The sequence below is a fragment of the Streptomyces sp. IBSNAI002 genome (assembly GCF_052244475.1).
Taxonomy (GTDB): Bacteria; Actinomycetota; Actinomycetes; order Streptomycetales; family Streptomycetaceae; genus Streptomyces.
In genome coordinates, this window is record NZ_JBQPXG010000002.1 from 2,966,513 (window position 1) to 2,988,362 (window position 21,850).

The window sequence follows — 21,850 nt, forward strand, 5'->3', positions numbered from 1 at the left end:
CATTTCGTCCTTACGGCGTGTCGTGACGCTGTGTCACGAGATGTCGAGGGTGACCGTCAGGCGGGTGTCGCCGTGCGAGTGGCTCGCGCGGACCTCGTAACTGCCGCCGATCCGCCGCCAGCCGCCCGTCTCCTCGTCCCAGATCTCGAAGGCCCGGGCGGGCAGGGCGATCTCGGCCTCGACGCTCTCGCCGGGGCCCGCCTCGACGCCCGCGAAGGCGGCCAGCCAGCTGGCCGGGCGCTCGAAGGCGTCGGCCTTGGGCGCCAGGTAGACCTGGACGACCTCGCGGCCCGGCCGGGTACCGGTGTTGGTGACACGGACCCGGGCCGTGGTGGCGGTGACCTCGAGGGACTCGTACGCCCACTCGGTGTATCCGAGTCCGTGCCCGAACGGGAAGCCGGGCCGGACGCCCTGCCGCTCGTAGGCCCGGTAGCCGATGAAGAGCCCTTCCCGGTACTCCAGGCGCCCGTCCGTGGGCACGACTTCGGTGACGGGGGCGTCGGCGAACCGGGCCGGCCAGGTGGTGGGCAGCCGCCCGCCCGGCTCCGCGTCCCCGAGGAGTACGTCGGCCAGCGCGGCCCCGCCCTCCTGCCCGGGGAACCAGGTGAGCAGGACGGCGGCCACCTCCTCGCGCCACGGGAGCTCGACCGGGGAGCCGGCGTTGACGACGACCACGGTGTTCGGGTTGGCGGCGGCGACGGCCCGCACCAGGTCGTCCTGACGGCCCGGCAGGGTCAGGTCCTTGCGGTCGAAGCCCTCGGACTCCACGCGGTCGGTGGTGGCGACGACCACGACGGCGGTGTCGGCGGCGCGGGCGGCCGCCACGGCCTCGGCGATCAGCTCGTCGGCGTCGCGCCGCGGGCCGAGGTGCAGCAGCGAGAACATGATCGCCTTGAGCGGCAGCGCGGTCATGTCGGGGACGTGGAAGGTCAGCGAGACCTCGACGGGCTCGCCCTCGGCGAGGTCGAGCCGGGCGCGTTCGCTGGGGGCGCCGAAGAAGGCCTCGAAGGGGTCGGCCTCGTTGCCCATCTCCTGGACGCCCTCCCAGAGGGTCCGCCCTCCGACGGCGAGGGTGAAGGCACCCAGCCCCCGGGTCCCGAAGGCGTGCTCGCCGCTCTCGCGCGGCACGAAGGTGCCGGTGACCTCGATGGACGCCATGGTCTCGTACGTGGCGCCCGCGGGCAGGTCGTTGCCGATCCACTGGACCTGGCCGGACGGCAGGCTGCCCTCGCCGATGACGGCGCCGGAGGCGTCGCGGCAGACGGCGCGCAGCTCGAAGGCCTTGCCCGCGGGGACCAGTTCCTCGGAGGGGTCGGCGCCGACGTGGTAGGTCAGCGCGCCGTCCGGGAGGGCGGCTGTGAGGCCGTCGAGCGGGGAGACGATCCGCTCGGGAAAGACGGTGGCGGAGCCGCCGCCGAGGACCCGGGCGTCACGGGCCGCGGCGCCGAGGAGGGCGACGGTGCCGGTGGCGGCGTCGAGGGGCAGGGCGGCGCTCCGGCCGGACACGGCCTCGTTGCGGACGAGGACGAAGCCGCGGGCGGCGAGCTCGCGGGCCAGCGCCTGGCCGTCGAGCTCGGCGGGAGCCTCGGTGACGGCGGCGGGGGCGCCCTCCAGGATGCCGACGCGGGCGGCGAGGCGCAGTACGTTGCGCACGGCCTCGTCCACGGCGGACTCGGGGACCTCGCCGGCCCGGACGGCCTCGGCGAGGGCGGGTCCGTACACGCTCTGCGGTCCGGGCATGGCCACGTCCATGCCGCCTTCGATGTCCCCGGCGGTGGAGCGGGCGGCCATCCAATCCGAGACGTTGCAGCCGTCGAAGCCCCATTCGCCGCGCAGGACCTCGTTGACCAGGTACCGGTGCTCGGTCATCGTCGTGCCGTTGACCTGGTTGTAGGCGGTCATGATGCCCCAGGGGTGGGCGTTCGCGACGATGGCCTCGAAGGGGGCCAGGTACAGCTCGCGCAGCGGGCGCGGGGCGATGACGCTGTCGACGGTGAACCGGTCGGTCTCGGCGTCGTTGCCGACGAAGTGCTTGACCGTGGTGCCGACCCCGCCGTCCTGGACGCCGTTCACGTACCCGGCCCCGACCTCGCCGGTCAGGTACGGGTCCTCGGAGTAGCACTCGAAGTGGCGGCCGCCGAGCGGGGAGCGGTGCAGGTTGACGGTGGGTGCGAGGAGGACGTGGACGCCCTTGCGGCGGGCCTCCTGGGCCAGGAGCCGGCCGGCCCGGCGGGCGAGGGCCGGGTCCCAGGCGGCGGCGAGCGCGGTCGGGGAGGGCAGGGCGATGGACGGGTCGTCGGCGGTCCAGCGCACGCCGCGCACCCCGATGGGGCCGTCGGACATGACCAGGGACTTCAGGCCGATCTCGGGTACGGCGGGCAGGGACCACATGTCCTGGCCGGCCAGCAGACGGGTCTTGGTGTCGAGGTCCAGCTTGCCGAGCGCCTCTTCTACGACGCTGTTGCGGACCTGATCGGCATCGGTCACGGCCGTGCCTCCTCGTTGAGTGCGGTGCGAGTGCGGTGCGGTGCGGTGCCCCCATCGTGGACCTGTTGCCTGTAGAACGGTAGGTCTCGTAATGTTTTCGTGATATTCGAATGTCGTACGGTGCTGCGGACAGGCGCGGACGGAAAGGGGTGCCGGGGCGATGGCCAGGGCGAGGAGCGAGGAACGGCGCGAGGAGATCGTGCGCGCCGCGGTCGAGGTGATCGCGGAGCGCGGCTACCGGGGCGCGTCGCTGGGCGCGGTGGCCGAGCGCGTCGGCCTGACCCAGCAGGGACTGCTGCACTACTTCCCGACGAAGGAGGCCCTGCTGGTCGCGGTACTGCGGGAACGCGACCGCTGGGACACGGGCGGCGGCTCACGCGCCTCGGCGGACACCTGGCGGCTCGACCTGCTGGCCTCGCTGGTGGAGTACAACGCCATGCGCCCGGGCATCGTGCAGACCTTCTCGGCGCTGCTCGGCGAGAGCGTGACCGACGGACACCCGGCCCGGGAGTTCTTCACCGACCGCTACGCGCAGGTCCGCGGGGAGATGGCGGCCGTCCTGCGCGCCGAGTTCGGCGAGCGCCTCCCCTCGGGCCTCACCCCGGAAGAGGCGGCCCCGCTGCTGACGGCGGTCATGGACGGCCTCCAGTACCAGTGGCTGCTCGCCCCCGAAGAGGTCGACATGCCCGCGGCGTTCCGCTCGTTCCTGGCCTTGCTGCGGGGCCCTGACGGAAGTTGACCGCAGGCCTAGGCTGCATCGGGTGAAGATCGCCGCAGCGCAGCTGACCTGTATGCCCGCCGATGTCCGCGCGAACGCCGCACGGGCCGCCGAACTCGCCGCACGGGCCCGTGAACAGGGCGCCGGGCTCGTGGTGTTCCCCGAGCTCGCGCTCACCGGCTACGAGCTGGACGCCCTCGCCGCCGACCCCGGGCTGTGGACGGCCGCCGACGACCCGCGGCTGGATCCGCTGCGCTCCGCCGGCATCGCCACCGCCGTCAACGTCGCCGTCCCGGCCGGGGACGGGCGCCCGGCCATCGCGACGCTGGTCCACGACGCGGACGGGGCGCACGTGACCACGTACCTGAAGCGGCACCTCCACGGGCACGAGCAGGACGTGTTCACCCCCGGGAAGCGCGACGGGCGGTTCGAACTCGGCGGGATCCGCTTCTCGTTGGGCATCTGCTACGACAACCACTTCACCGAGCTGTCCGGCCGGGGCGCCGCCGACGGATGCCGGGTGCACCTCGCCTCGTCCCTGTACGGGACGGGCGACGGCGTCCGCCAGCGGATGAGCGTCCATCCCGGGATCGCCGAGCAGCACGGCCTGTACGTCGTCCTCGCCAACCACGTCGGACCGGCGGGCCCGTGGACCGGCTGCGGCGGCGCGGCCGTGTGGGCCCCGGGGGGCCGGCTGCTGGCCGAGGCGGACGACAGGACGCCGTCGGTGGTGACGGCCGAGGTCGGCGCCACCACCTGACGGCGCGGTCAGGCGGGCTCGGGCACCCTCGGGTGGCGGCCCGGCTGCGGGGTGTCCAGGTCCGGGAGCTGCGGCGGGGCGGGCTTGCGGTCGGACATCAGGGCCGTCACCACGATGGCGAGGGCCGCCGCCGTGTACACACCGGTCCAGAAGACCCAGCCGCCGGGCGGGGCCCAGTGTGCGTGGGTCGCCAGCCACGAACCCTTGGTGCCGACCGTGAAGCGGCGCAGCGCCCAGTAGAACGCCACCCCGTTGGCCAGCGCGAGGCCCGCCACGGAGAAGCCGACCAGCCGCCGCCACGGGAAGCCCCGCTCGGGGGCGCGCGTGGCGCAGATCAGCACGGCCATCAGCGGCAGGCCGACGGCGAAGGGCAGCAGGTAGCGGCCCTGCCACACCATGCCGATCCGCTCCGCCTCCGAGGCCTGCGCGGCCACCGGGACCAGCACGACGGCAGCCAGCATGCCGAACACCGCCAGCACGTCGCGCTTGCGCCCGTGGACCAGCGCCAGCGCGGCGAGCGTGGCGAGCACCGCCATCCACACCAGGTACATGAAGGCCGCGCCCGGGGTGTCCAGCCAGCCGAAGTACCCGAGCATCTGCTTGATGTACCAGTCGGTGTTGCCCATGGTGCGTTTGGCCGCCACGCCCGCGGTGAGCGTGTCGGGGATGTCTATCTTCGAGTTGTCGGGGTGCTTCGCCGCCCAGTACAGCGCCCCGGCCGTGGCCAGGCCCAGCAGGCCCGTCCACATCCACAGGGCCTTGCGGCGCAGCACCGGGCCGAGCACTCCGCGCCGCTGCGTCAGCAGCAGGCAGAAGACGACGGCCCCGGCGAACCAGATCAGGCCGAGCGGCCGGATGTTGATCAGTACGAGTCCGCCGATGCCCAGCCGGGCGAGCCGGCGGTTCAGCAGCCGTGGATCGGGCGAGAGCACGATCGCCAGCAGGGCCGTCCACACCAGGATCCCGGCGGCGATCTCACCGCCGCTGGGGTTGACCATGCCGGACATGTACAGGGTCATGGGCGTGGCCGCGGCGAGGACGCCGAGCACCGCCAGCGAGCGCCGGCGCCATTCGGCGGCCGTGACCACCGCGCTGGCCAGCAGCGCCGAGCAGAGCAGCGCCGACACGAAGCGCATCAGGTACAGGCCCTTGGGGCCGTCGACCAGCAGGCTCGGCCAGCCGGTCGCCAGGTAGTAGGCCGGGTGGTAGCGGCCGGCCGCCGTGGTGGTCTGCACGATCTCCCGGTCGTTGCCGAGCGAGGGCGCGCAGGAGGCGGGCCTCGACTGGTGCCAGGAGTAGCACTCGTGCACCGTCGGCAGGTTCCCGTACCACCGCGGGAGGTCCACCCCGGTCTCGGCGAACTGCCCCTCGATGCCCGCCACCGTGTGCGGGACCATCACCTGGGGTCCGCCGATCTGGCCCCTGGCGACGGCCGCGGCACGGATGAAGTGCGCGTGCTCGTCGGGGGAACTGCCGAGGGGGCTGGCCGCGGACCAGGAGCCCGCGAGCGTGAAGAACAGCGCGAACGAGATCAGCCAGAGCCGCTTGGGTGTTCTGGCCGACCAGTCGGCCAACCGCGTCAGTGCGGGGATCATCGGTTCCCTCGAGTCATCGGATGAAGCTCAGCCAGCTCTGGTCGCCGTCCTTGGAGCAGGTGCCGCCGGGCGCGTACTTCGGGCAGCTCCCGTCCTGCTCCGTGATGGTGTGCGAGACCCAGGGCAGAATGCGGTACGTGTTCTCCTTGGCCGGCATGTAGCGGTCGGCCATCGAGGAGGAGACGGTGCCGAGGAGCAGCAGCAGGGCGCACAGGGTTCCGATCACCGCCCCTTCGCGGGCCGGGAAGGCGGTGCCCGCCGGACCGGCCGCGGAACCGCCCGCCGGACCGGCCCCGAGCTCCGCCTCCGCCGTGCGCGCGGCCATCCGCTGCGAGACCAGGTGGGCGACGAGCGCGCACAGCAGCAGCCCGCAGTAGAGCAGCTGGTTGTTGGTGCGGGTGTAGAGCTGGACGGTCTGCGTCTCGTACATGTGCGAGGCGATGTACATGCGCATCACCCAGGCACTGATGAACATGGCCGCGATGGTGACGACCATCGGCTTGCGGATGCCCAGCCAGATCGCGGCGCCGAGGCAGACGAAGGTGACCAGCGCGAACAGCCCGACCCCGCCGTACTCGCCGGGCGGCGGCCAGTCCCCCACCTTGCCGGGCATGTCCGTGCGCCACATGAGGTAGTACGCCGGGTCTGTGAAGTTGTCGAACCGGAAGTTGTAGTCCTTGGTGGTCTGGCCCTCGGTCAGCATGACCATCAGGTAGCGCCCCGCGACCACGAGGAAGGCGGCCAGGGTGGTGCCGAGGAAGGCCGCGCCCTTGAGCCGGCCGAGCCTGCCGCTCCGCCACGGGAAGTAGAGCAGCGCGGCGAAGAACACACCGGCCGCGCTCCACAGGAACCAGCCCGAGTAGGTGAGGAACATCAGGCCGAGCAGCGCGCCGAACCCGGCGCCCTTGACCAGGAGCGGTCGCCAGCCCTGCACGGCGCTGCGGCTCAGCGAGACGACGAGCGCCACCAGGACCGGCACCAGCAGCACGAGGACGGTCTGGCTGTACGGCTTGTAGGCGTCGATCAGTGCGAAGGCCGGTGCCACGCCGAAGGCGAGGGCGCGGACCGGGCTGAGCAGCATGCGCCAGCAGAGGTAGACCAGCGGTCCGAAGGCGGCGGCACCCAGGATCTGGAGGTCCTTGAAGGCGTACGCGGTGTTGCCGCCGCGGAACCACTCGGCGTAGTAGCCGAGGGTGTGGAGGGGGGCCGGCGGGTAGACCGGGGAGCCCGAGGGGCGGCCGTTGGCCACCGCGTTGGCCCATTCGACGATGCGGCCGCTGTCGCCGTTGAGTCCGAACATCGGCCAGGGCGTGCCGTGCAGCGCCACGACCGCGCCGGCGGCGACGAAGCCGCTGGCCAGGCCGGCGATGGCGGCGGCGGCGATCCGGGCCGCCAGGTCGAAGTGCCGGCCCTTGCGCAGCCGCAGCGCGAGCACCACGGCGGCGATGAACAGCAGCCCGACGAGCGCGAACCGGAGCTGGATCGCGGCGAGGCCGCTGACCTGGGCGATCCGGTCCAGGGGGTCGAGCTTGAAGCCGCGGGCCAGCAGCGGGAGCACGAGGGCCGCGGCGAAGGCGACGACGGCCTCAAGGAGCAGGAGCGTGCCGCGGGAGCCCGGCCTGCGCCGGACGGCCGGTATCGGGCGGGCGGGCGCGGCCGGTCCGCCCGGGGGCAGCACGGTAGCGGTGCCCTCGGTACTGACTGTCACTGCTGTTGTCCCTACTGCTGGTCGGTCCTCGGCGCGACGGCCGGTCGTTGCTCGGCAAGCCGCTGCCCGGCTCCGGCCCCCGCCGAAGCTCCGGGCCAGGGCGAACTCAAGGGCAGTGAGAGACAGCCTTGGCACTTGCTGGCATGCATACTACGGGCCCATCGGGGGTAGAGGGGGGCCCGGAACCGGCGACCGGGGCCCACGCCGCATCCGGAACGGGGACAGGGGCGGGGCCGGGGCCGGGGACACCGCAGTGCGCGGGGCGGCTACGAGTACGCGGGCGGCGGCGGCCCGAAGCCTCCGGCCGCGGGCACGGCCCCGGATCCGGCCCCGGTCTCCGGCCTCGGAGCCTCGTCGGCCCCCGTCAGGTCCCGTGCCATCAGCGTGGCGCCGGCCACCGCGCCCGGCATCAGGAACACCGCGACCAGCGGGACCAGGAACGCCAGCACCAGCGGCACCCCGAAGCCCAGCACCAGCAGCCGCCGGGACCGCAGCAGCGCCAGCCGCTCGGGCAGGTCCACCTTGCGCCGCTGGAGGGCGACGGAGGTGAGCTCCTGGGTCAGGAAGAAGCCGGAGACGCAGAAGCCGAGGACGGGGACCACGGTCTGCCCGACCAGCGGGATGAAACCGAGGGCGAAGAGCAGGATCCCGTACAGCAGCACCCGGCCGAGCACCTTGACGCTGTCCCGGGCGGAGACCCACAGCTCGCGCCAGAGCGGAAGCCCGGACTCGGGGACGTCGCCGCCCTCGCTGCGGTCCACCTGCTCCGAGAGGGACTCGTAGAAGGGCTGGCCGACCAGCAGGGTCACGGCCGTGAAGGTGATGACGGAGAGGAAGAGGCCGAGGCCGAAGACCAGCCCGGTCAGGAAGCCCCGCAGCAGCCCGGTCCACGGAGCGGACCAGTCGTCGGCGAAGGGGGTGATCCAGGCGGCGAGGTCGTCGGCGCCGTAGCCGAGCCCGATCAGCGCGCCGGCGTACAGGGCGAGCGACACCAGCCCGGGCAGCAGCCCGAATCCCAGCCACCGCCCATGCCGCAGCACCCACCGCTGCCCGGCCAGCAGATACCGGAATCCCCCCGCAAGATCACGCATGGCGCCAGTCTACGACGAAGGCCGCACCCCGGATCGGGGTGCGGCCTCCGGCCGAGAGGTGCCGGATCAGACGGCGAGCTCGACGGTGATGTTGCCGCGGGTGGCCTTGGAGTACGGGCAGACCTCGTGGGCCTTCTCGATGAGCTCCTTGGCGGTGGCGGCGTCCACGTTCGGGATCACGGCGGAGATCTTGACGATCAGGCCGAAGCCCTCGTCGTTCTTGCCGATGCCGACCTCGGCGGTGACCGTGGAGCCGGAGATGTCGGCGTTCACGTTCTTCGCGACGACACCCAGGGCGCCCTGGAAGCAGGCGCTGTAGCCGGCGGCGAACAGCTGCTCCGGGTTGGTGCCGGCGCCGCTGCCGCCGAGCTCCTTCGGCGGGTTCACGACGACGTCGAGCTGGCCGTCGTTGGTGGCGACGCGGCCGTCACGGCCGTTCTCGGCGGTGGCGACAGCGGTGTACGCGACGTCGGACTGCGTGATGGACATGAAGAAAATCCTCCAGGTGAATCGCCGTGACTCGCGCCCACGATCACAGCGGTGTGGGGTGAGCCTAACCGGTGAAGGAAACGATCATCTTCCCGGTGTTGTCGCCGCGCAGCATGCCGAGGAAGGCGGAGGCGGCGTTCTCGACGCCGTCGACGACCGTCTCGTCGTAGCGGAGTTCGCCGGAGCGCAGCCATCCGGCCACGTCCTGGACGAACTGCGGCTGGAGGCCGGCGTGGTCGTTGACGAGGATGCCCTGCAGGCGCAGGCGCTTGCCGATGACCTGCATCAGGTTGCGCGGGCCGGGGGCGGCCTCGGTGTCGTTGTAGTGGGCGATCGCGCCGCACAGGGTGGCCCGGCCGTTCACGTTCAGGGAGGAGACCGCGGCCTCCAGGTGGTCCCCGCCGACGTTGTCGAAGTAGACGTCGATGCCCTCGGGGGCCGCGTCGCGCAGCTGCTCGCCGACCGGGCCGTTCTTGTAGTTGAAGGCGGCGTCGAAGCCGTACTTCTCCGTGAGGAGCGTCACCTTCTCCTCGGAGCCGGCGGAGCCGATCACCCGGGAGGCGCCCTTGATCTTCGCGAACTGGCCGACGAGGCTGCCGACCGCGCCGGCCGCGCCGGAGACGAAGACGGCGTCGCCCTCCTTGAAGGAGGCGACCTCGAAGAGACCGGCGTAGGCGGTCAGGCCGGGCATGCCGAGCACGCCGAGGTAGGCGGAGAGCGGGGCGAGCGAGCCGTCCACCTTGGTGGCGTGCTTCGCGTCGAGCTCCGCGTACTCGCGCCAGCCCAGGCCGTGCAGAACGTGGTCGCCGACCGAGAAGCCCTCGGCGGCGGAGGCGACGACCTCGCCGACCGCTCCGCCGTCCATCGGCCGGTCGAGCTGGAAGGGCGGGACGTACGACTTCACGTCGTTCATCCGGCCGCGCATGTAGGGGTCCACGGACATGTGGAGGTTGCGCACGAGGATCCGGCCGGGTGCGGGCTCTGCGGATACGGGGACCTCGCGCAGGGCGAAGTCCTCGGCGACCGGCCAGCCCTGCGGGCGACGGACGAGGTGCCACTCGCGGCTGACTGCAGGGATCTGGGACATGCGGCGCTCCTGGTAGAACGAAATTGCTTCACTAGGTGAAACAACCATGCGCCTGGATATTTCATGTTGTCAAGTAAATGGGTACGCTGGTTCCATGCCCAGTCGTCGCGTAGACCCAGTGACCGTCGAGGTCGTCGAGCTCATCGGCGACGTCGTGGCCCGCTACCACATGGAGTACGAGCACGCGGCCGCCAGCCACCAGCTGACCGGCGCCCAGGCCCGGGTGCTGAACCTGCTGGCGCTGGAGCCGCTGCCGATGCGCCGGATCGCCCAGAAGCTGAGGTGCGAGCCCTCGAACGTGACCGGCATCGTGGACCGGCTGGAGACCCGCGGCCTGGTAGAGCGCCGCCCGGACCCGGCCGACCGGCGGGTCAAGCTGGCGGCCCCGACCGAGGAGGGCGTGCAGACCGCGGACCGGCTGCGCGAGTCACTGGACTTCGCCCGCGAACCCCTGGCCGGCCTGTCGGCGCAGGAGCGGACGGCCCTGCGGGACCTGCTCAGGCGGATGCTGGGCTAGGCCGCCTAGTCACCCCAGCACAGGATGCCCAGGAAGCCGCAGTCCTTGGTGGGAGTGGGGCTGGGGGCGGGGTTGGGCTGCGGCGGGGGCGGGGCCGTCGCGGGGCCGCTCGGCGTGGGCTGTCCCGATGCCGTCGGCTTCGTGGAGACCCGCGGACCGGGGGTGCCGGAGGCCGGCCCCGACGCCGTCGGCGCGGGGGCGGACGACGGCGGCTCCGGCTGCGCGGCTCCCCCGGCGCCCTCCGCGGGCGCGCCCGTCTTCGAAGCGGCTCCGGTGGCCTTCGCGGCTCCGGAGGCCTTGCCCGACGCGGCGGGCGCGGGGGCGCGCGGGGTCGAGGCGTCCGGCAGCGGCGCGGGCTGCTGCGGGCCGTCGTCGGTCAGCACCACCGTGGCGGCCCGGTCGCTGCGCTGCCCGTCCGCGGCCATCCGGGCCACGGCCAGGGTGCCCGCGGTCGCGATCAGCAGTCCGATCCCCATGGTCAGCACGGTCCGGCGGCGCCTGCGGTGGCCGGCGCGGCGGCGCGCACCGGGCCGGCGCTCGTTGGGCGCGGACAGCACGACGAGCGAGTCGGCGTACACATCGGCCAGCGTGGCCTGCGGCGCGGGTCCGGCCACCGCGGCGGCGGGCGCGGCGGGCACCGCGGGCGCGGCGGGCGGCGCGGGCATCAGGTATTCGGCCGGGGTTCCGCACCCGGCGCACGCCAGTGCGCCGTTGAGGTGCCTCCGACAAGCGGGGCAGTAGTTCATAGCGCCCGCAGGCTACGTGGTCCCCGGCAACATCCGGATCCCGCAAACGTAAGGATCCTGTGTGGAATCGTGGACTCCGTGACAGCGAACCGCCCTCCGGGCACCCCTGGGCCCTTCGGGCCGGCCGCCTTCCAGCTGGTGCTGCTGCGCCGGATGGCGGACTTCCAGCCGGACCTCGCCGAGGAGGCCCGGCGGCGGCTCGGTGCCTCGCTCGCGGAGCAGCGGGAGGCGAACAAGCGCTGGCAGGCCATGGTCCGCTCGCCGCGTTCCCGCGGAGCCCTGGCCCGCTACCGCTCGGTGCTCGGCCCGCCGGAGTCGGCCGGGCCGCGCAGGATCGGGGACCTGGAGTGCGAGGCGCTGCTGTGGCCGGTGCCGCTCTGGCCGGACCTGCGCTTCGAGGTGCTGGCCGCGCCGGACGGGGCGGTGTGGAACGAGTGGCTGGTACGGGCCCCCGGCGCGGGGGGACCCGTACTGGAGTCGGCGGACGACCTGCGGCCCTGGTCGGCGACGGTGGACGAGGTGGCGCGGGCCTTCGCGCCGGTGCGGCCGATGGAGGGCACCGCGCCGACCCGCTGGCGCCTCGCGTTCACCACCGGGGGCAGGCCCTGCGTGGCGGAGTTCACGTACGGCCTGCTCCAGCGGGTCGCCGTGGCCGACGCCTAGGCCGTCACGGCACTGCTACGTGGCGAGGAAGGCGCGGACGCCCGCCGAGGTCGCGTCGTCGCCGAGCAGGTCGTTGTGCTTGAGGCAGCCGACCGGCGTGTTGGCGGCTCCGGTCAGCGGGACGCTGTCGTCCGGGTTGACGACCTCGTCGCAGTTCGACCAGAAGGTGGCGTACGCGACCGCGCCCGGGGTCTCGTCCCCGGCGTTCAGGTTCTTCACCACGTACGAGCCGGGTGTCATGTCCCTGCACGCCTGGTCCCACAGGGCGCAGGCCCAGGCGGTGGAGGTGCCGCGGTTGGGCCCGGCCAGGGAGACCCAGTGGCCCACGGTGGACTGGCCGCCGCCGAACTTCACGTACCAGCGGGTCACCAGCGAGCCGAAGGAGTGGGCGACGACGTCGACCTTGGCGGCGCCGGTCTGCCGGCGGACCTCCTCGACGTACGCGCCGAACCGCCCGGCGAGGACCTCGTTGACCGACTGGTGGGTGTCGTAGCCCCAGGAGAAGAGTTCCGAATCGGCGTACCCGGCGGCCCGCAGGTCCTCGCGCAGGCTCCCCCAGACCCCCGGATCGGCGTTGTAGCCGTGCACGAAGATCACCGGATTGCGCGATGACGCCTGATCAGAGGTGGTGGCCGTACCCCGGTCGGCGGCATGGGCGGAGAGGGGCGCCAGCAGCGCCAGGCAGAGTGTCAGGAGTGCCAGCAGTCTCTGGCGGGCCGTCAGCATCGGGTCCCCTTTACCTTGTTACGGGCGAGTAGCGCGTGCGGTGCGCGCATGCTGCTGCCTGTCGGTACAGAAATCCACCCCCATGCAGGCGCGAAACGGCGCGCGGCACCCCCCGGCCGGAGCAGCTCAACGGGCGGTAAGTCCGAAATATCCGAGATGATATGAAAAGCGACCGGCACCCTGCCGGTCCTCTTGCGTCAGCGCTCTCGGGAGGATCTGCCGTGACCGTCAGTCTTGAGCAGTTGCGCCGCTGCCACCTCGCCGTCGACCTGGGGGCGGCCCGGACCCGCGTGTACGTCAAGGGCGCCGGCCTCGTCGTCGACGAGCCCAGCGTCGCCGCGGTGAACACCCGGACCGGTGCGCTCATCGCCGTCGGGACGTTCGCCGAGCGGATGACCGGCCGGACGCCCGACTACATCCGGGTCGTACGCCCCGTCTCCGGCGGCACCGTCGTCGACATCGAGATGGCCCAGCGGATGCTGCGCCACCTCCTCGGCGAGAAGCTGCGGCGCACCCTGCGCCGCAAACCGCGGCTGCGTGCCGCCGCCTGCACCCCGCACGACGCCGACCCGCTGGCCCAGCGGGCTGCCGTGGAGACCCTCGTCGGACTCGGCGCCCGGCGTGTCGAACTCGTCGACACCCTGATCGCGGCGGCCGTCGGCTGCGGACTGCCCGTGGAGCAGCCGACCGCGACGATGATCATGGTGTGCGGGGCCGCGGCGACCCAGGTGGCCGTGCTGTCCCTCGGCTCGATCGTCACCGCCGAGCGGATCCCCGTCGGCGGCGAGGCCATCGACCACGCGGTGGTCCAGCACCTGCGCCACGCGCACGAGCTGATGCTGCCCAGCCAGGCCGTCCGGCCGCTCCAGCTGGCCCTGCACGGCAATGGCATCACCGCCGAAGGCCCCGCCTCCACCCTCATCCACGGCCGCGACGTGGCCACCGGACTGGCCCGTTCCGTCCACGTGGACACGGCGGCGGTGCGCGACGCCATCCACACCCCGCTGACCGCCGTCCTCGACGGCATCGGCAAGGTGCTCCGGGACTGCCCGCCGGACCTGGTCGCGGACCTGACGGACCGAGGGATCATGATGGTGGGCGGCAGCGCCCTGCTGCCCGGCCTCGACCAGATGCTCCGCGACGCGACCGGAATGCCCGTGGCCATCGCGGAACGGCCGGACGTGTGCGCCGTGCTCGGACTCGGCGCCATGCTGGAAGGGAAGATCGCCCCCATGGTTCTCAACCCGCTGGCCGAATGACGTATCCCGAGCCGGAGCAGCCGAGTCTCCCCGTACTGCTGGAGGCGGTGCTCAGCGTCGGCTCCGAGCTGGAACTGCACTCCACCCTCCAGCACATCGTGGAATCCGCGGCCGAACTCTGCGCGGCGCGCTACGGAGCGCTCGGGGTCGTCGACCCCGAGCGCTCCCGGCTGACCGAACTGTTCACCACGGGGCTGACCGACGCGGAGCGCGCCGCGATCCCGCACCTGCCGGACGGGCGCTCCGGCCTGCTCGGAGCGCTGATCGGCGACCCGCGCCCGCTCCTGCTCGACGACCTCGCGCAGGACCCCCGGTCGGCCGGATTCCCGCCCGGCCACCCGCCCATGCGCAGCTTCCTGGGCGTGCCGATCCGCGTGCACACCGAGGTCTTCGGCAACCTCTACCTCACCGAGAAGCGCGGCGGCGGCTCCTTCACGGACACGGACCTCTCACTGCTGCGCGTCCTGGCCTCGCAGGCGGGCATAGCGATCGGCAACTCCCGGCTCTACGAGACCGCCCGCCGCCGGGAGCGCTGGATCGAGGGCGCCGCCGCCGTGACCACCACCCTGCTGGCCGGGCGGCCCGCGGCGGACGCGCTGATGTGCGTGGCCGAACGGGCCCGGCTGCTCGCGGACGCGGCCGCCGGCGTGGTGCTCCAGCCGACCCCGGAGGGCGGCATGGAGATCGTGGCCGCCTCCACCCACGGGGACCCGGGGGACCTGGTGGGGACGGCGATCGCCCCCGGTTCGCCCGTACTGGAGCAGCTGCTGGGCGGCGAGGCGGTGTTCATAGAGGACTCGGCGACCGACCCCCGGATGACCACGCACGTCCGGGAGCGGTTCGGGCCGAGCATGATGCTCCCGCTCCAGAGCGGCGGCCAGCTGATCGGCACCCTGGCCCTGCCGCGGGACCGGGGCGGCCGCCCGTACGACGCCGTGGACCGGCTGCTGGCCTCGCAGTTCGCCTCCCAGGCGGCGCTGGCGCTCGTCCTCGCGGACGCGCAGCACGACCGGGAGCAGCTCGCGGTGTACGAGGACCGCGACCGGATCGCCCGGGACCTGCACGACCTGGTGGTACAGCGGCTGTTCGCGACCGAGATGATGCTGGAGAGCACCCGGCGCCGCTCCTCGAACGCCCCCTCCGGCGATCTGGTGGGGGACGAACTCAGCCTGGCCGTCGACGAACTGGACTCCACCATCCAGGAGGTCCGGACGGCCATCTTCGCCCTCCAGCAGCCGCCGACCGACGCCCCGACGACGTTCCGGGGCCGGGTGCTGCGCGAGACGGGCGGCGCGGCGGTGCTGCTCGGCTTCCAGCCGTCGGTGAAGTTCGCGGGAGCGGTGGACGCGCTGCTCCCGGAGCCGGTGGCGGGCGACCTGCTGTCGGCGCTGCGCGGTGCGCTGGCCGCGGCGCACCGGCGCGGCGACGTCACCTCCATCGACGTGGAGGTGGACGCGACGCCCACCGGGGTCCGGCTGACGGTGACGGACGACGGGCGGGCGGAGTCGGGGGCGCGGGGGACGACGATGACGTGGTCCTCGGCGTTGTAGCCCTCCCGGGCCGGGTGACGGTCCGGGCCGGCTCGCGCGGGCCGGGTCCGTTGGCTGCGCCCGGGGCCGGGCCGGCTACGGATGGGGTGGTCTCGTGGCGGCGCGGAGGGCGATGCGGGTGTTGGACTGGGCGACGCCGGCCTCTCTTTTCAGGCGGCGCAGCAGGGAGTCGAGGGCGGCGGGGTCGGCGGCCCGGGCGCGTACGAGGTAGTCGTGCTCGCCCGTCACGTGGACCACCTCGGTGATCCCGGAGAGCTTGGCGGCCTGCCGTTCGAACTCCTCGTTGGTGGTGTCCTGGCGCAGGGTGACGTCGATGAACACCACCAGCCCGCCGGCGGTGTCGGCGGCCGGATCCACCACGACCGTGAAGGCGCGGATCACGCCGTCCCGGCGCATCCGGCGCACCCGGTCGGCGGTGGCGTTGGCGCTGAGGCCCACGCGGACACCGAGGTCGCGGTAGGAGATCCGCGCATCCTGCTGGAGGATCCCGAGGATTTCCCTGTCTAGGCGGTCCATGCCGCGATTCTCGCAGTCATGGCCGAAATGCGCGCCCGTCCGGCGGACCGCGGGCCGGACCCTCCCCCCATGGACGAACTGATGACACCGGCCCTGGCGGGCGCGGTCGCGGGCCTGGGCGTGGCGATGCCGATGGGTGCGATGAGCGTGCTGCTGCTCCAGGAGGCGATGCGGCACCGCCGGACCGCGGTGGCCGCCGCCGCGGGCATCGCGGTGGTCGACCTCGGCTACGCGGCCCTGGCCACGGCCCTGGGACCGTGGGTGGCCTCCCACGTCTCCCCCGTCGAGACCTGGGTCCGCCTGGCATCGGCCCTGATCCTCCTGGCCATCGCAGCCCATGGCCTCGCCGGATCCCGCCGCCACCGACCGCCGTCAAAGTCACCGTCACCGTCGCCGTCGCCGTCACCGTCACCGTCACCGTCACCGTCACCGTCACCGTCACGGCTCGCGGAGCCGTCGACGCTCAAGGTCCCGGATTCCGGTTCGCCGTCGCCCCCGCCCGGGGGTCCGCCGCCGGGCCCCCATCCGGCCTCGCCGGCGGTCGGGGCGCGGGGCCCGGAGGCGGGGGCCCGGCCGGGCAGGGCCTTCGCCCGGTACGTCGGGCTCACCGCGGTGAACCCGACCACCGCCCTCTACTTCGCCGCGCTCACGACCGCCCAGGGCCGGACCCTCGCCAGCGGCGCGGCCGGAGCCGCCTTCCTCGTCGGAGTCGGCGCCGCCTCGCTCCTCTGGCAGCAGGCCCTCGTCGCGCTCGGCGCGCTCGCGGGCAGCCGGATCTCCGCCACCGCCCGCGCCTGGACCTTCCGCCTCGGCTACGGCCTGGTCGCCGCGTACGCGGTCAAGATCGCGCTGCCCCTCCCGTGAACGCAGAGCCTAGGGTGGCCCTGTGACGATCCGTCTCTCGGCCCGCGCGGCCATCGACTCCGTGACCGACCCCGGCAGCTTCACCGAACTCCCCACGCCCCCAAGGGAATCACCGGCCGACGGCCCGCTGGCCTGGACCGGGTACGACGACTCGCGTGCCCGTGCCGGAGCCCGGACCGGTGAGCGGGAGTCCGTCGTCACCGGGACCGCCCGGACCGACGGCCGCGAAGCCGTCGTGGTCTCCTTCGAGTTCGGCTTCCTCGGCGGTTCGCTCGGCGAGCGCACCGGGGACCGGCTCGAAGCCGCGTACACGCACGCCCGCGATTTCCGCCTCCCGCTCGTCTCCCTGATCGCCACCGGCGGCTCCCGCATGCAGGAGGGGATGCTCGCGCTGACCCAGCTCCAGCGGGTGGCCCGCCAGTGCGTCCTGACCCGGGCCGCCGGGCTCCCCCAGATCGCCGTGCTGCGCGATCCGACCACCGGCGGAGGCTGGGCCACGCTCGGCGCCGGGGCCGACGTGGTCCTCGCGCTGCCCGGGGCCCAGGTCGGATTCGCCGGGTCCCGGGTGCGGCCGGCGGACGCGGACCCGGCCGCGTACTGCGCCGAGGGCCAGTTCGCGGCCGGGCACGTGGACGCCGTCGTACCCCCGGCCGAGCTCGCGGAGACCCTGTCCGACTGGCTCCGCGTACTGACCGCGCCCCGCCCCGACGGCCCCGCCGAGCCCCCTGCGGCCCTGGCCCGCGTCACGGAACCCGCCACCGGCTGGGACGCGGTCGTCCGGGCCCGCCACCGGGACCGGCCGCGCGCCGAGGCGTACCTGGACGCGTACTTCACCCTCCGGCTGCCCCTCTCCGGGGACCGGGCGGGCGGTACGGACCCCGGGATGCTGTGCGGATTCGGACTCCGGGAGGGCCGGGCCGTCGCGTACGCCGCCCAGTGCGGCACCGCCACCCGCCCGGCGGGCTACCGTACGGCCGCCCGCGTCATCCGCCTCGCGGACCGGCTCGGCATCCCCGTGCTCACCCTGGTGGACACCCCGGGCGCGGCCAACGACGCCGCCGCCGAGCACGCGGGAGCGGGCGCGGCCATCGCGGACACCTTCGCCGCCGTGGCCGCGGCCACCGTCCCCGTCACCACCCTGCTGATCGGCGAGGGCGGCTCGGGCGGCGCCCTCGCCCTGGCCGCGCCCGGGAACACCTGGGTCACCCCGGACAGCTACTTCTCGGTCATCGCTCCGGAACTGGCCGCGGCCATCCTCAAGCGCCCCCCGGCGGACGCCCCCGCCATCGCGGACCAGCTCCGCATCCGCCCCCAGGACCTGGTGGCCCTGGGGGTGGCCCGCGGAATCGTCACTCCGCGGCACTAGGGGGTGTCTGACGGATGTCCGCGGCGTCGCGACGCCCGTCAGCACCCCCTGGCGCCGCCGCTCCGGCGGTCAGGCCTGCGGTGACCGTGCGTCGTAGCGGGCGAAGCCCCGCCACCGCAGCGCGAGCAGGCCCAGCACGAGCACGCAGGCGAGGCCGCCGCCCGTGATCGCCACCGCCGGGGAGGTCAGGTCCGCGGCCGTCCCGGCGAGGAAGTCCCCGAGCCGCGGACCGCCCGCGACGACCACGATGAACACGCCCTGGAGGCGGCCGCGCATGTCGTCCGGGGTGGCGGACTGGAGCATGGTGGTCCGGAACACCATCGACACCGTGTCCGCGCATCCGGCCAGGGCCAGGAAGAGCAGCCCGAGCCACAGGTTCCGGGTGAGCCCGAACACCGCGATGGCCAGCCCCCAGGAGCCGACGGCGAACAGGATGGCCAGCCCGTGCCGGCGGATGCGGCCCTGCCAGCCGGAGAACAGCCCGCCGAGCAGCGCCCCGACGGCGGGCGCGGCCACCAGCAGCCCGACCGTCTTGGCGTCGCCGCCGTACCAGAGCACGGCGACGGCCGGGAAGAGCGCCCTCGGGTGCGCCAGCACCATGGCGGCCATGTCGGTGAAGAAGGTCATCCGGACGTTGGGCCGGGTCCCGAGGAAGCGCAGTCCGTCGACGACCGAGGCCCGCCCCCGGGTCCCCTCCGCGCGGTCGGGCTTCATCGACGGCAGTCTCCACATCGCGTAGAGCGCGGCGAGGAAGGTCACGGCGTCGATCAGGTAGGCCGCCTGGTACCCCCACCAGCCGACGATCAGCCCGCCCAGCATCGGGCCCGCCATCGTCCCGGAGGTCATCGTCACGGAGTTCAGCGCGTTGGCCGCGGGCAGCTGCCCGGCCGGCAGCAGCCGCGGGATCATCGCGGACCTGGCCGGCCCGGAGAGCGCCCCGCACACCGCCTGGAGCGCGACGACGGCGTACAGGAACCAGACGCGGTGGTAGTCGAGCAGCGCGGCGGCGGCGAGCGCGACCGAGAGGGCGGCGGCGCCCAGCGAACTGTAGAGGCCGAGCTTGCGGCGGTCCACGGTGTCGGCGATGGCCCCGCCGTAGAGCCCGAAGACGACGAGCGGGACGAGCGAGAAGAGTCCGACGAGACCGACCGCGAAGCTGGACCGGGTGATGTCGTAGACCTGGAGCGAGATCGCGAGGGCCGTCATCGCCTGGCCCACCCACGAGATGGTGCCGCCGACCCACAGCCGCCGGTAGTCGCGGGAGGTGCGCAGCGGGGTGAGGTCGGCGAATATCCGCCGCCGCGGGCGGTCGGGGGCGGCTACAGGGGTCACAGCGGATGATAACCGGCGGCCTTCGGACGCCCCGGTGGTTTTCCGCCCGCTGCGCTCGCACCGGCACCAGTCACCCCACCCGGATCCCCGGCCCCATGCCGGACCGGCCCTTGCCGCTAACTCGCCACTATCACCTGCTTTTTGACCGAATCGACGTGCGCTCCTCGCCTGGTGTTCAGCTCATGATGAAAAGACTCGTATGTCCAGGGAGGCGTAGTGATCGAACCTGGCAACAGCACCACGAGCACCGGCACCGGGCAGAAGACGGTGCCGCCCACCGTCCCGCTCACGGTCGGCGTCGAGGAGGAGTTCCTCCTCGTCGACGCCCGCACCTTCCGGGTGGTCCCCGCCGCCCAGCTCGTCCTCGCCACGGCCGGCGGGCTGCCCGGCGAACTGCATCCCGAGGGCACCCGCTACCAGGTGGAGATCTCCACCCCGATCGCCCATTCGGCGGCCTCGCTGCGCGAGGAGCTCGCCGCCCTGCGGCGCACCCTCGGCCGGGCCGCCCGCGCCCACGGCTGCCGCCTGCTGGCCGCCCCCTCGCCGGTCGTGGCCGTGGAGGGGCCGCTGCACCTGACCGACGACGAACCGCGCCAGCGCGAGCAGCACCGCCGCTTCGGCGCGCTCACCGACACCCTGGTGAGCTGCGGCCGGCACATCCACGTGGGCACCCTCGACGTGGACACGGCGGTGGCGGTCTCCAACCGGGTCAGACCGTGGCTGCCGACGCTGATCGCGCTGGCCGCCAACTCGCCGTTCTGGGGCGGCCGTGACACCGGTCACGCCAGCTGGCGGGCGATGGCCTGGTCGGGCTGGCCCTCGGCGGGGCTGCCCCCGCACTTCACGTCCACGGCGCACTTCCGCCACTCGGTGCAGACGCTGCTCGGCTCGGGCGCGGCGCTGGACACGAAGATGGTCTATTGGGACCTGCGCCCCTCGGGGCACTGGCCGACGCTCGAGATCCGGGCGCCCGACATGTCCCCGTACCTCGACACGGCCATCCTCCAGGCCGAGCTGGTCCGCGCGCTGGTGTCCACGGCGCTGCGGGAGATCGCGGAGCAGCGGCCCGATCCGCCCGTACGGGACGACGTACTGCGCCTGGCGCGCTGGCGGGCGGCCCACGACGGCCTCGAGGGCTTCGGCCTCGACCCGTACTCGGGCACCGAACTCCCGGCGGCCGACCTCGCGGAGGCCCTGCTGGACCTGGTCGCGCCGGCCCTGGCCGCCTCGGGCGACCTCGACCACGCGGCCAAGACCCTGGCGGGCCTGCTCCGCGACGGCTCGGGCGCCCACCGGCAGCGCGCCGCTTTCGCCCGCCGCCAGGACCTGACGGACGTACTGCGCCACCTCGCGGACGAAACGGAGAACTTCTAGCGCGGAACTCCCGGAAGCACGGGAAGCACGGGAAGCCCTGGACTCGCAGAACTCCGGAACGCCAAAGCCGCAGGTGCAATCGTTTCTGCACCTGCGGCTCGCAGTGGGGCGGGTGGGACTCGAACCCACGGCCGACGGATTATGAGTCCGCTGCTCTAACCGGCTGAGCTACCGCCCCTTCACGGCGTGGCGCGTACATGTGTGCGCGCCGTCTGCCGCAGCATAGCCGCTCATACGATCTCCTGCCTCGGATGCCTCGCATGATCGGCTTCGCCTGTCCAGAGAGACCGCGCTGAGGGCTGCCCGGTTCCCTTAAGGGGTGACAAAAAAGAAGAGGACCCGCGATGGGCCCTCTTCTTCGTTGCTCCCCCGGCTGGACTCGAACCAGCAACCCTCCGGTTAACAGCCGAATGCTCTGCCAATTGAGCTACAGGGGATCGCGCTCCCCCGACTGGACTCGAACCAGTAACCTGCCGGTTAACAGCCGGCTGCTCTGCCAATTGAGCTACAGGGGATTGCTGCGGTGCATCGAACAGCCCACCTCCGGCCTTGCCGGGGGGCGAGCGCCCGTTGCGAGTCATAGATTAGCGCAAGCAGGGGGGTGCTCCGCCAATCGGTATCGACAGCAGGCCGGGCACCACACGACGAAGGGTGGCAGGCATGCGGTACAAGGTCACGTTCGTGGTCGGACTGGCCCTCGGGTACGTGCTCGGAACCCGGGCCGGGCGCGAGCGCTACGAGTCCCTGAAGAAGTCCGCGCGGGAGATCGCGCAGAACCCCGCGGTGCGCAACGCCGCCGAGACGGCCGGGCAGACCGGGCGCGAGTTCGCCGGGAAGGCCTTCGCCGCGGTGAGCGAGAAGGTCGGCGACGCCGTGCCCGCCTCACTGGCCGGCCGGGTCCGGGGACTGCGCGACCGGGTCGGCGGTGGCAGTGAGGACGACTGGGGCACGAGCAACACCTGAGCCACGCGAGACATCCGAGGCGTCAGGGGCGGTGGAGAC

Annotated in this window: 20 protein-coding genes and 3 tRNA genes; 10 read left to right on the forward strand and 13 right to left on the reverse strand. The window is 73.2% G+C overall.

Annotation, left to right across the window (positions count from 1 at the left end; translation table 11 throughout):
* Positions 1 to 33: 33 nt before the first annotated feature.
* Positions 34 to 2,487: a beta-glucosidase family protein gene (locus tag ACTVZO_RS14445; RefSeq protein ID WP_443298774.1), complete on the reverse strand. Its 2,454-nt coding sequence runs from the start codon at positions 2,485 to 2,487 to the stop codon at positions 34 to 36.
* A gap of 160 nt (positions 2,488 to 2,647) precedes the next feature.
* Here ACTVZO_RS14445 and ACTVZO_RS14450 point away from each other — a divergent pair, with 160 nt between their 5' ends.
* Together ACTVZO_RS14450 and ACTVZO_RS14455 are read left to right on the forward strand one after the other, a co-directional pair.
* Positions 2,648 to 3,226, forward strand: coding sequence for a TetR/AcrR family transcriptional regulator (locus ACTVZO_RS14450; protein WP_443298775.1), 579 nt, complete (start codon positions 2,648 to 2,650; stop codon positions 3,224 to 3,226).
* A 22-nt stretch (positions 3,227 to 3,248) separates the two neighbouring features.
* The gene (locus ACTVZO_RS14455; protein WP_443298776.1) at positions 3,249 to 3,965 is read left to right on the forward strand and encodes a carbon-nitrogen hydrolase family protein; all 717 of its coding nucleotides are present in this window, start codon (positions 3,249 to 3,251) and stop codon (positions 3,963 to 3,965) included.
* An 8-nt stretch (positions 3,966 to 3,973) separates the two neighbouring features.
* Here the strand turns inward: ACTVZO_RS14455 and ACTVZO_RS14460 are convergent, their stop codons facing one another.
* From ACTVZO_RS14460 to ACTVZO_RS14480, 5 genes are all read right to left on the reverse strand, one after another.
* Positions 3,974 to 5,560: a DUF2142 domain-containing protein gene (locus ACTVZO_RS14460; RefSeq protein ID WP_443298777.1), complete on the reverse strand. Its 1,587-nt coding sequence runs from the start codon at positions 5,558 to 5,560 to the stop codon at positions 3,974 to 3,976.
* Positions 5,561 to 5,573: 13 nt separating this feature from the next.
* A complete protein-coding gene (locus tag ACTVZO_RS14465) occupies positions 5,574 to 7,268 on the reverse strand; it encodes a hypothetical protein (RefSeq protein WP_443298778.1) in 1,695 nt (564 codons plus the stop codon).
* Between the two features lie 266 nt (positions 7,269 to 7,534).
* The gene (locus ACTVZO_RS14470) at positions 7,535 to 8,359 is read right to left on the reverse strand and encodes an EI24 domain-containing protein (protein ID WP_443298779.1); all 825 of its coding nucleotides are present in this window, start codon (positions 8,357 to 8,359) and stop codon (positions 7,535 to 7,537) included.
* Positions 8,360 to 8,425: 66 nt separating this feature from the next.
* On the reverse strand, positions 8,426 to 8,848 hold the full coding sequence (locus ACTVZO_RS14475) for an organic hydroperoxide resistance protein (protein ID WP_384215790.1): 423 nt from the start codon (positions 8,846 to 8,848) through the stop codon (positions 8,426 to 8,428).
* A gap of 64 nt (positions 8,849 to 8,912) precedes the next feature.
* Positions 8,913 to 9,935: an NADP-dependent oxidoreductase gene (locus tag ACTVZO_RS14480; RefSeq protein ID WP_443298780.1), complete on the reverse strand. Its 1,023-nt coding sequence runs from the start codon at positions 9,933 to 9,935 to the stop codon at positions 8,913 to 8,915.
* A gap of 94 nt (positions 9,936 to 10,029) precedes the next feature.
* Here ACTVZO_RS14480 and ACTVZO_RS14485 point away from each other — a divergent pair, with 94 nt between their 5' ends.
* The gene (locus ACTVZO_RS14485; protein ID WP_443298781.1) at positions 10,030 to 10,452 is read left to right on the forward strand and encodes a MarR family winged helix-turn-helix transcriptional regulator; all 423 of its coding nucleotides are present in this window, start codon (positions 10,030 to 10,032) and stop codon (positions 10,450 to 10,452) included.
* A gap of 5 nt (positions 10,453 to 10,457) precedes the next feature.
* Here the strand turns inward: ACTVZO_RS14485 and ACTVZO_RS14490 are convergent, their stop codons facing one another.
* Positions 10,458 to 11,198 (reverse strand): SCO2400 family protein, encoded by a 741-nt coding sequence (locus ACTVZO_RS14490; RefSeq protein WP_443298782.1) that lies wholly within the window; start codon positions 11,196 to 11,198, stop codon positions 10,458 to 10,460.
* Between the two features lie 153 nt (positions 11,199 to 11,351).
* Here ACTVZO_RS14490 and ACTVZO_RS14495 point away from each other — a divergent pair, with 153 nt between their 5' ends.
* Positions 11,352 to 11,861 (forward strand): hypothetical protein, encoded by a 510-nt coding sequence (locus tag ACTVZO_RS14495; protein WP_443303173.1) that lies wholly within the window; start codon positions 11,352 to 11,354, stop codon positions 11,859 to 11,861.
* A gap of 15 nt (positions 11,862 to 11,876) precedes the next feature.
* On the opposite strand, the gene ACTVZO_RS14500 is transcribed toward ACTVZO_RS14495, so the two are convergent.
* A complete protein-coding gene (locus ACTVZO_RS14500) occupies positions 11,877 to 12,587 on the reverse strand; it encodes an esterase/lipase family protein (RefSeq protein WP_443298783.1) in 711 nt (236 codons plus the stop codon).
* A 221-nt stretch (positions 12,588 to 12,808) separates the two neighbouring features.
* On the opposite strand from ACTVZO_RS14500, the gene ACTVZO_RS14505 reads away from it, so the two are divergent.
* Positions 12,809 to 13,846, forward strand: coding sequence for a rod shape-determining protein (locus ACTVZO_RS14505; protein ID WP_443298784.1), 1,038 nt, complete (start codon positions 12,809 to 12,811; stop codon positions 13,844 to 13,846).
* Positions 13,843 to 15,396, forward strand: a complete 1,554-nt coding sequence (locus tag ACTVZO_RS14510) for a sensor histidine kinase (RefSeq protein ID WP_443298785.1) — start codon at positions 13,843 to 13,845, stop codon at positions 15,394 to 15,396. Before ACTVZO_RS14505 ends, ACTVZO_RS14510 begins: the two co-directional genes overlap by 4 nt.
* Positions 15,397 to 15,471: 75 nt before the next feature.
* Here ACTVZO_RS14510 and ACTVZO_RS14515 read toward each other — a convergent pair whose 3' ends face one another.
* Positions 15,472 to 15,912, reverse strand: a complete 441-nt coding sequence (locus ACTVZO_RS14515; protein WP_443298786.1) for an Lrp/AsnC family transcriptional regulator — start codon at positions 15,910 to 15,912, stop codon at positions 15,472 to 15,474.
* 69 nt (positions 15,913 to 15,981) lie between these two features.
* On the opposite strand from ACTVZO_RS14515, the gene ACTVZO_RS14520 reads away from it, so the two are divergent.
* The gene (locus tag ACTVZO_RS14520; RefSeq protein WP_443298787.1) at positions 15,982 to 16,776 is read left to right on the forward strand and encodes a LysE family transporter; all 795 of its coding nucleotides are present in this window, start codon (positions 15,982 to 15,984) and stop codon (positions 16,774 to 16,776) included.
* A gap of 22 nt (positions 16,777 to 16,798) precedes the next feature.
* The gene (locus ACTVZO_RS14525; protein ID WP_443298788.1) at positions 16,799 to 18,142 is read left to right on the forward strand and encodes a carboxyl transferase domain-containing protein; all 1,344 of its coding nucleotides are present in this window, start codon (positions 16,799 to 16,801) and stop codon (positions 18,140 to 18,142) included.
* Between the two features lie 69 nt (positions 18,143 to 18,211).
* Here ACTVZO_RS14525 and ACTVZO_RS14530 read toward each other — a convergent pair whose 3' ends face one another.
* Entirely contained in the window at positions 18,212 to 19,474 is a 1,263-nt protein-coding gene (locus ACTVZO_RS14530; RefSeq protein WP_443298789.1) for an MFS transporter, read from the reverse strand.
* A 216-nt stretch (positions 19,475 to 19,690) separates the two neighbouring features.
* Here ACTVZO_RS14530 and ACTVZO_RS14535 point away from each other — a divergent pair, with 216 nt between their 5' ends.
* A complete protein-coding gene (locus ACTVZO_RS14535) occupies positions 19,691 to 20,848 on the forward strand; it encodes a carboxylate-amine ligase (protein WP_443298790.1) in 1,158 nt (385 codons plus the stop codon).
* A 104-nt stretch (positions 20,849 to 20,952) separates the two neighbouring features.
* On the opposite strand, the gene ACTVZO_RS14540 is transcribed toward ACTVZO_RS14535, so the two are convergent.
* The 3 genes from ACTVZO_RS14540 to ACTVZO_RS14550 all read right to left on the reverse strand — a co-directional run bounded on the left by ACTVZO_RS14540 (position 20,953) and on the right by ACTVZO_RS14550 (position 21,363).
* Positions 20,953 to 21,026, reverse strand: a tRNA-Ile gene (locus tag ACTVZO_RS14540).
* Positions 21,027 to 21,212: 186 nt separating this feature from the next.
* Positions 21,213 to 21,285, reverse strand: a tRNA-Asn gene (locus ACTVZO_RS14545).
* 5 nt (positions 21,286 to 21,290) lie between these two features.
* Positions 21,291 to 21,363 (reverse strand) — tRNA-Asn (locus ACTVZO_RS14550).
* A 145-nt stretch (positions 21,364 to 21,508) separates the two neighbouring features.
* On the opposite strand from ACTVZO_RS14550, the gene ACTVZO_RS14555 reads away from it, so the two are divergent.
* Positions 21,509 to 21,811, forward strand: a complete 303-nt coding sequence (locus ACTVZO_RS14555) for a YtxH domain-containing protein (protein WP_384215777.1) — start codon at positions 21,509 to 21,511, stop codon at positions 21,809 to 21,811.
* Positions 21,812 to 21,850 lie beyond the last annotated feature (39 nt).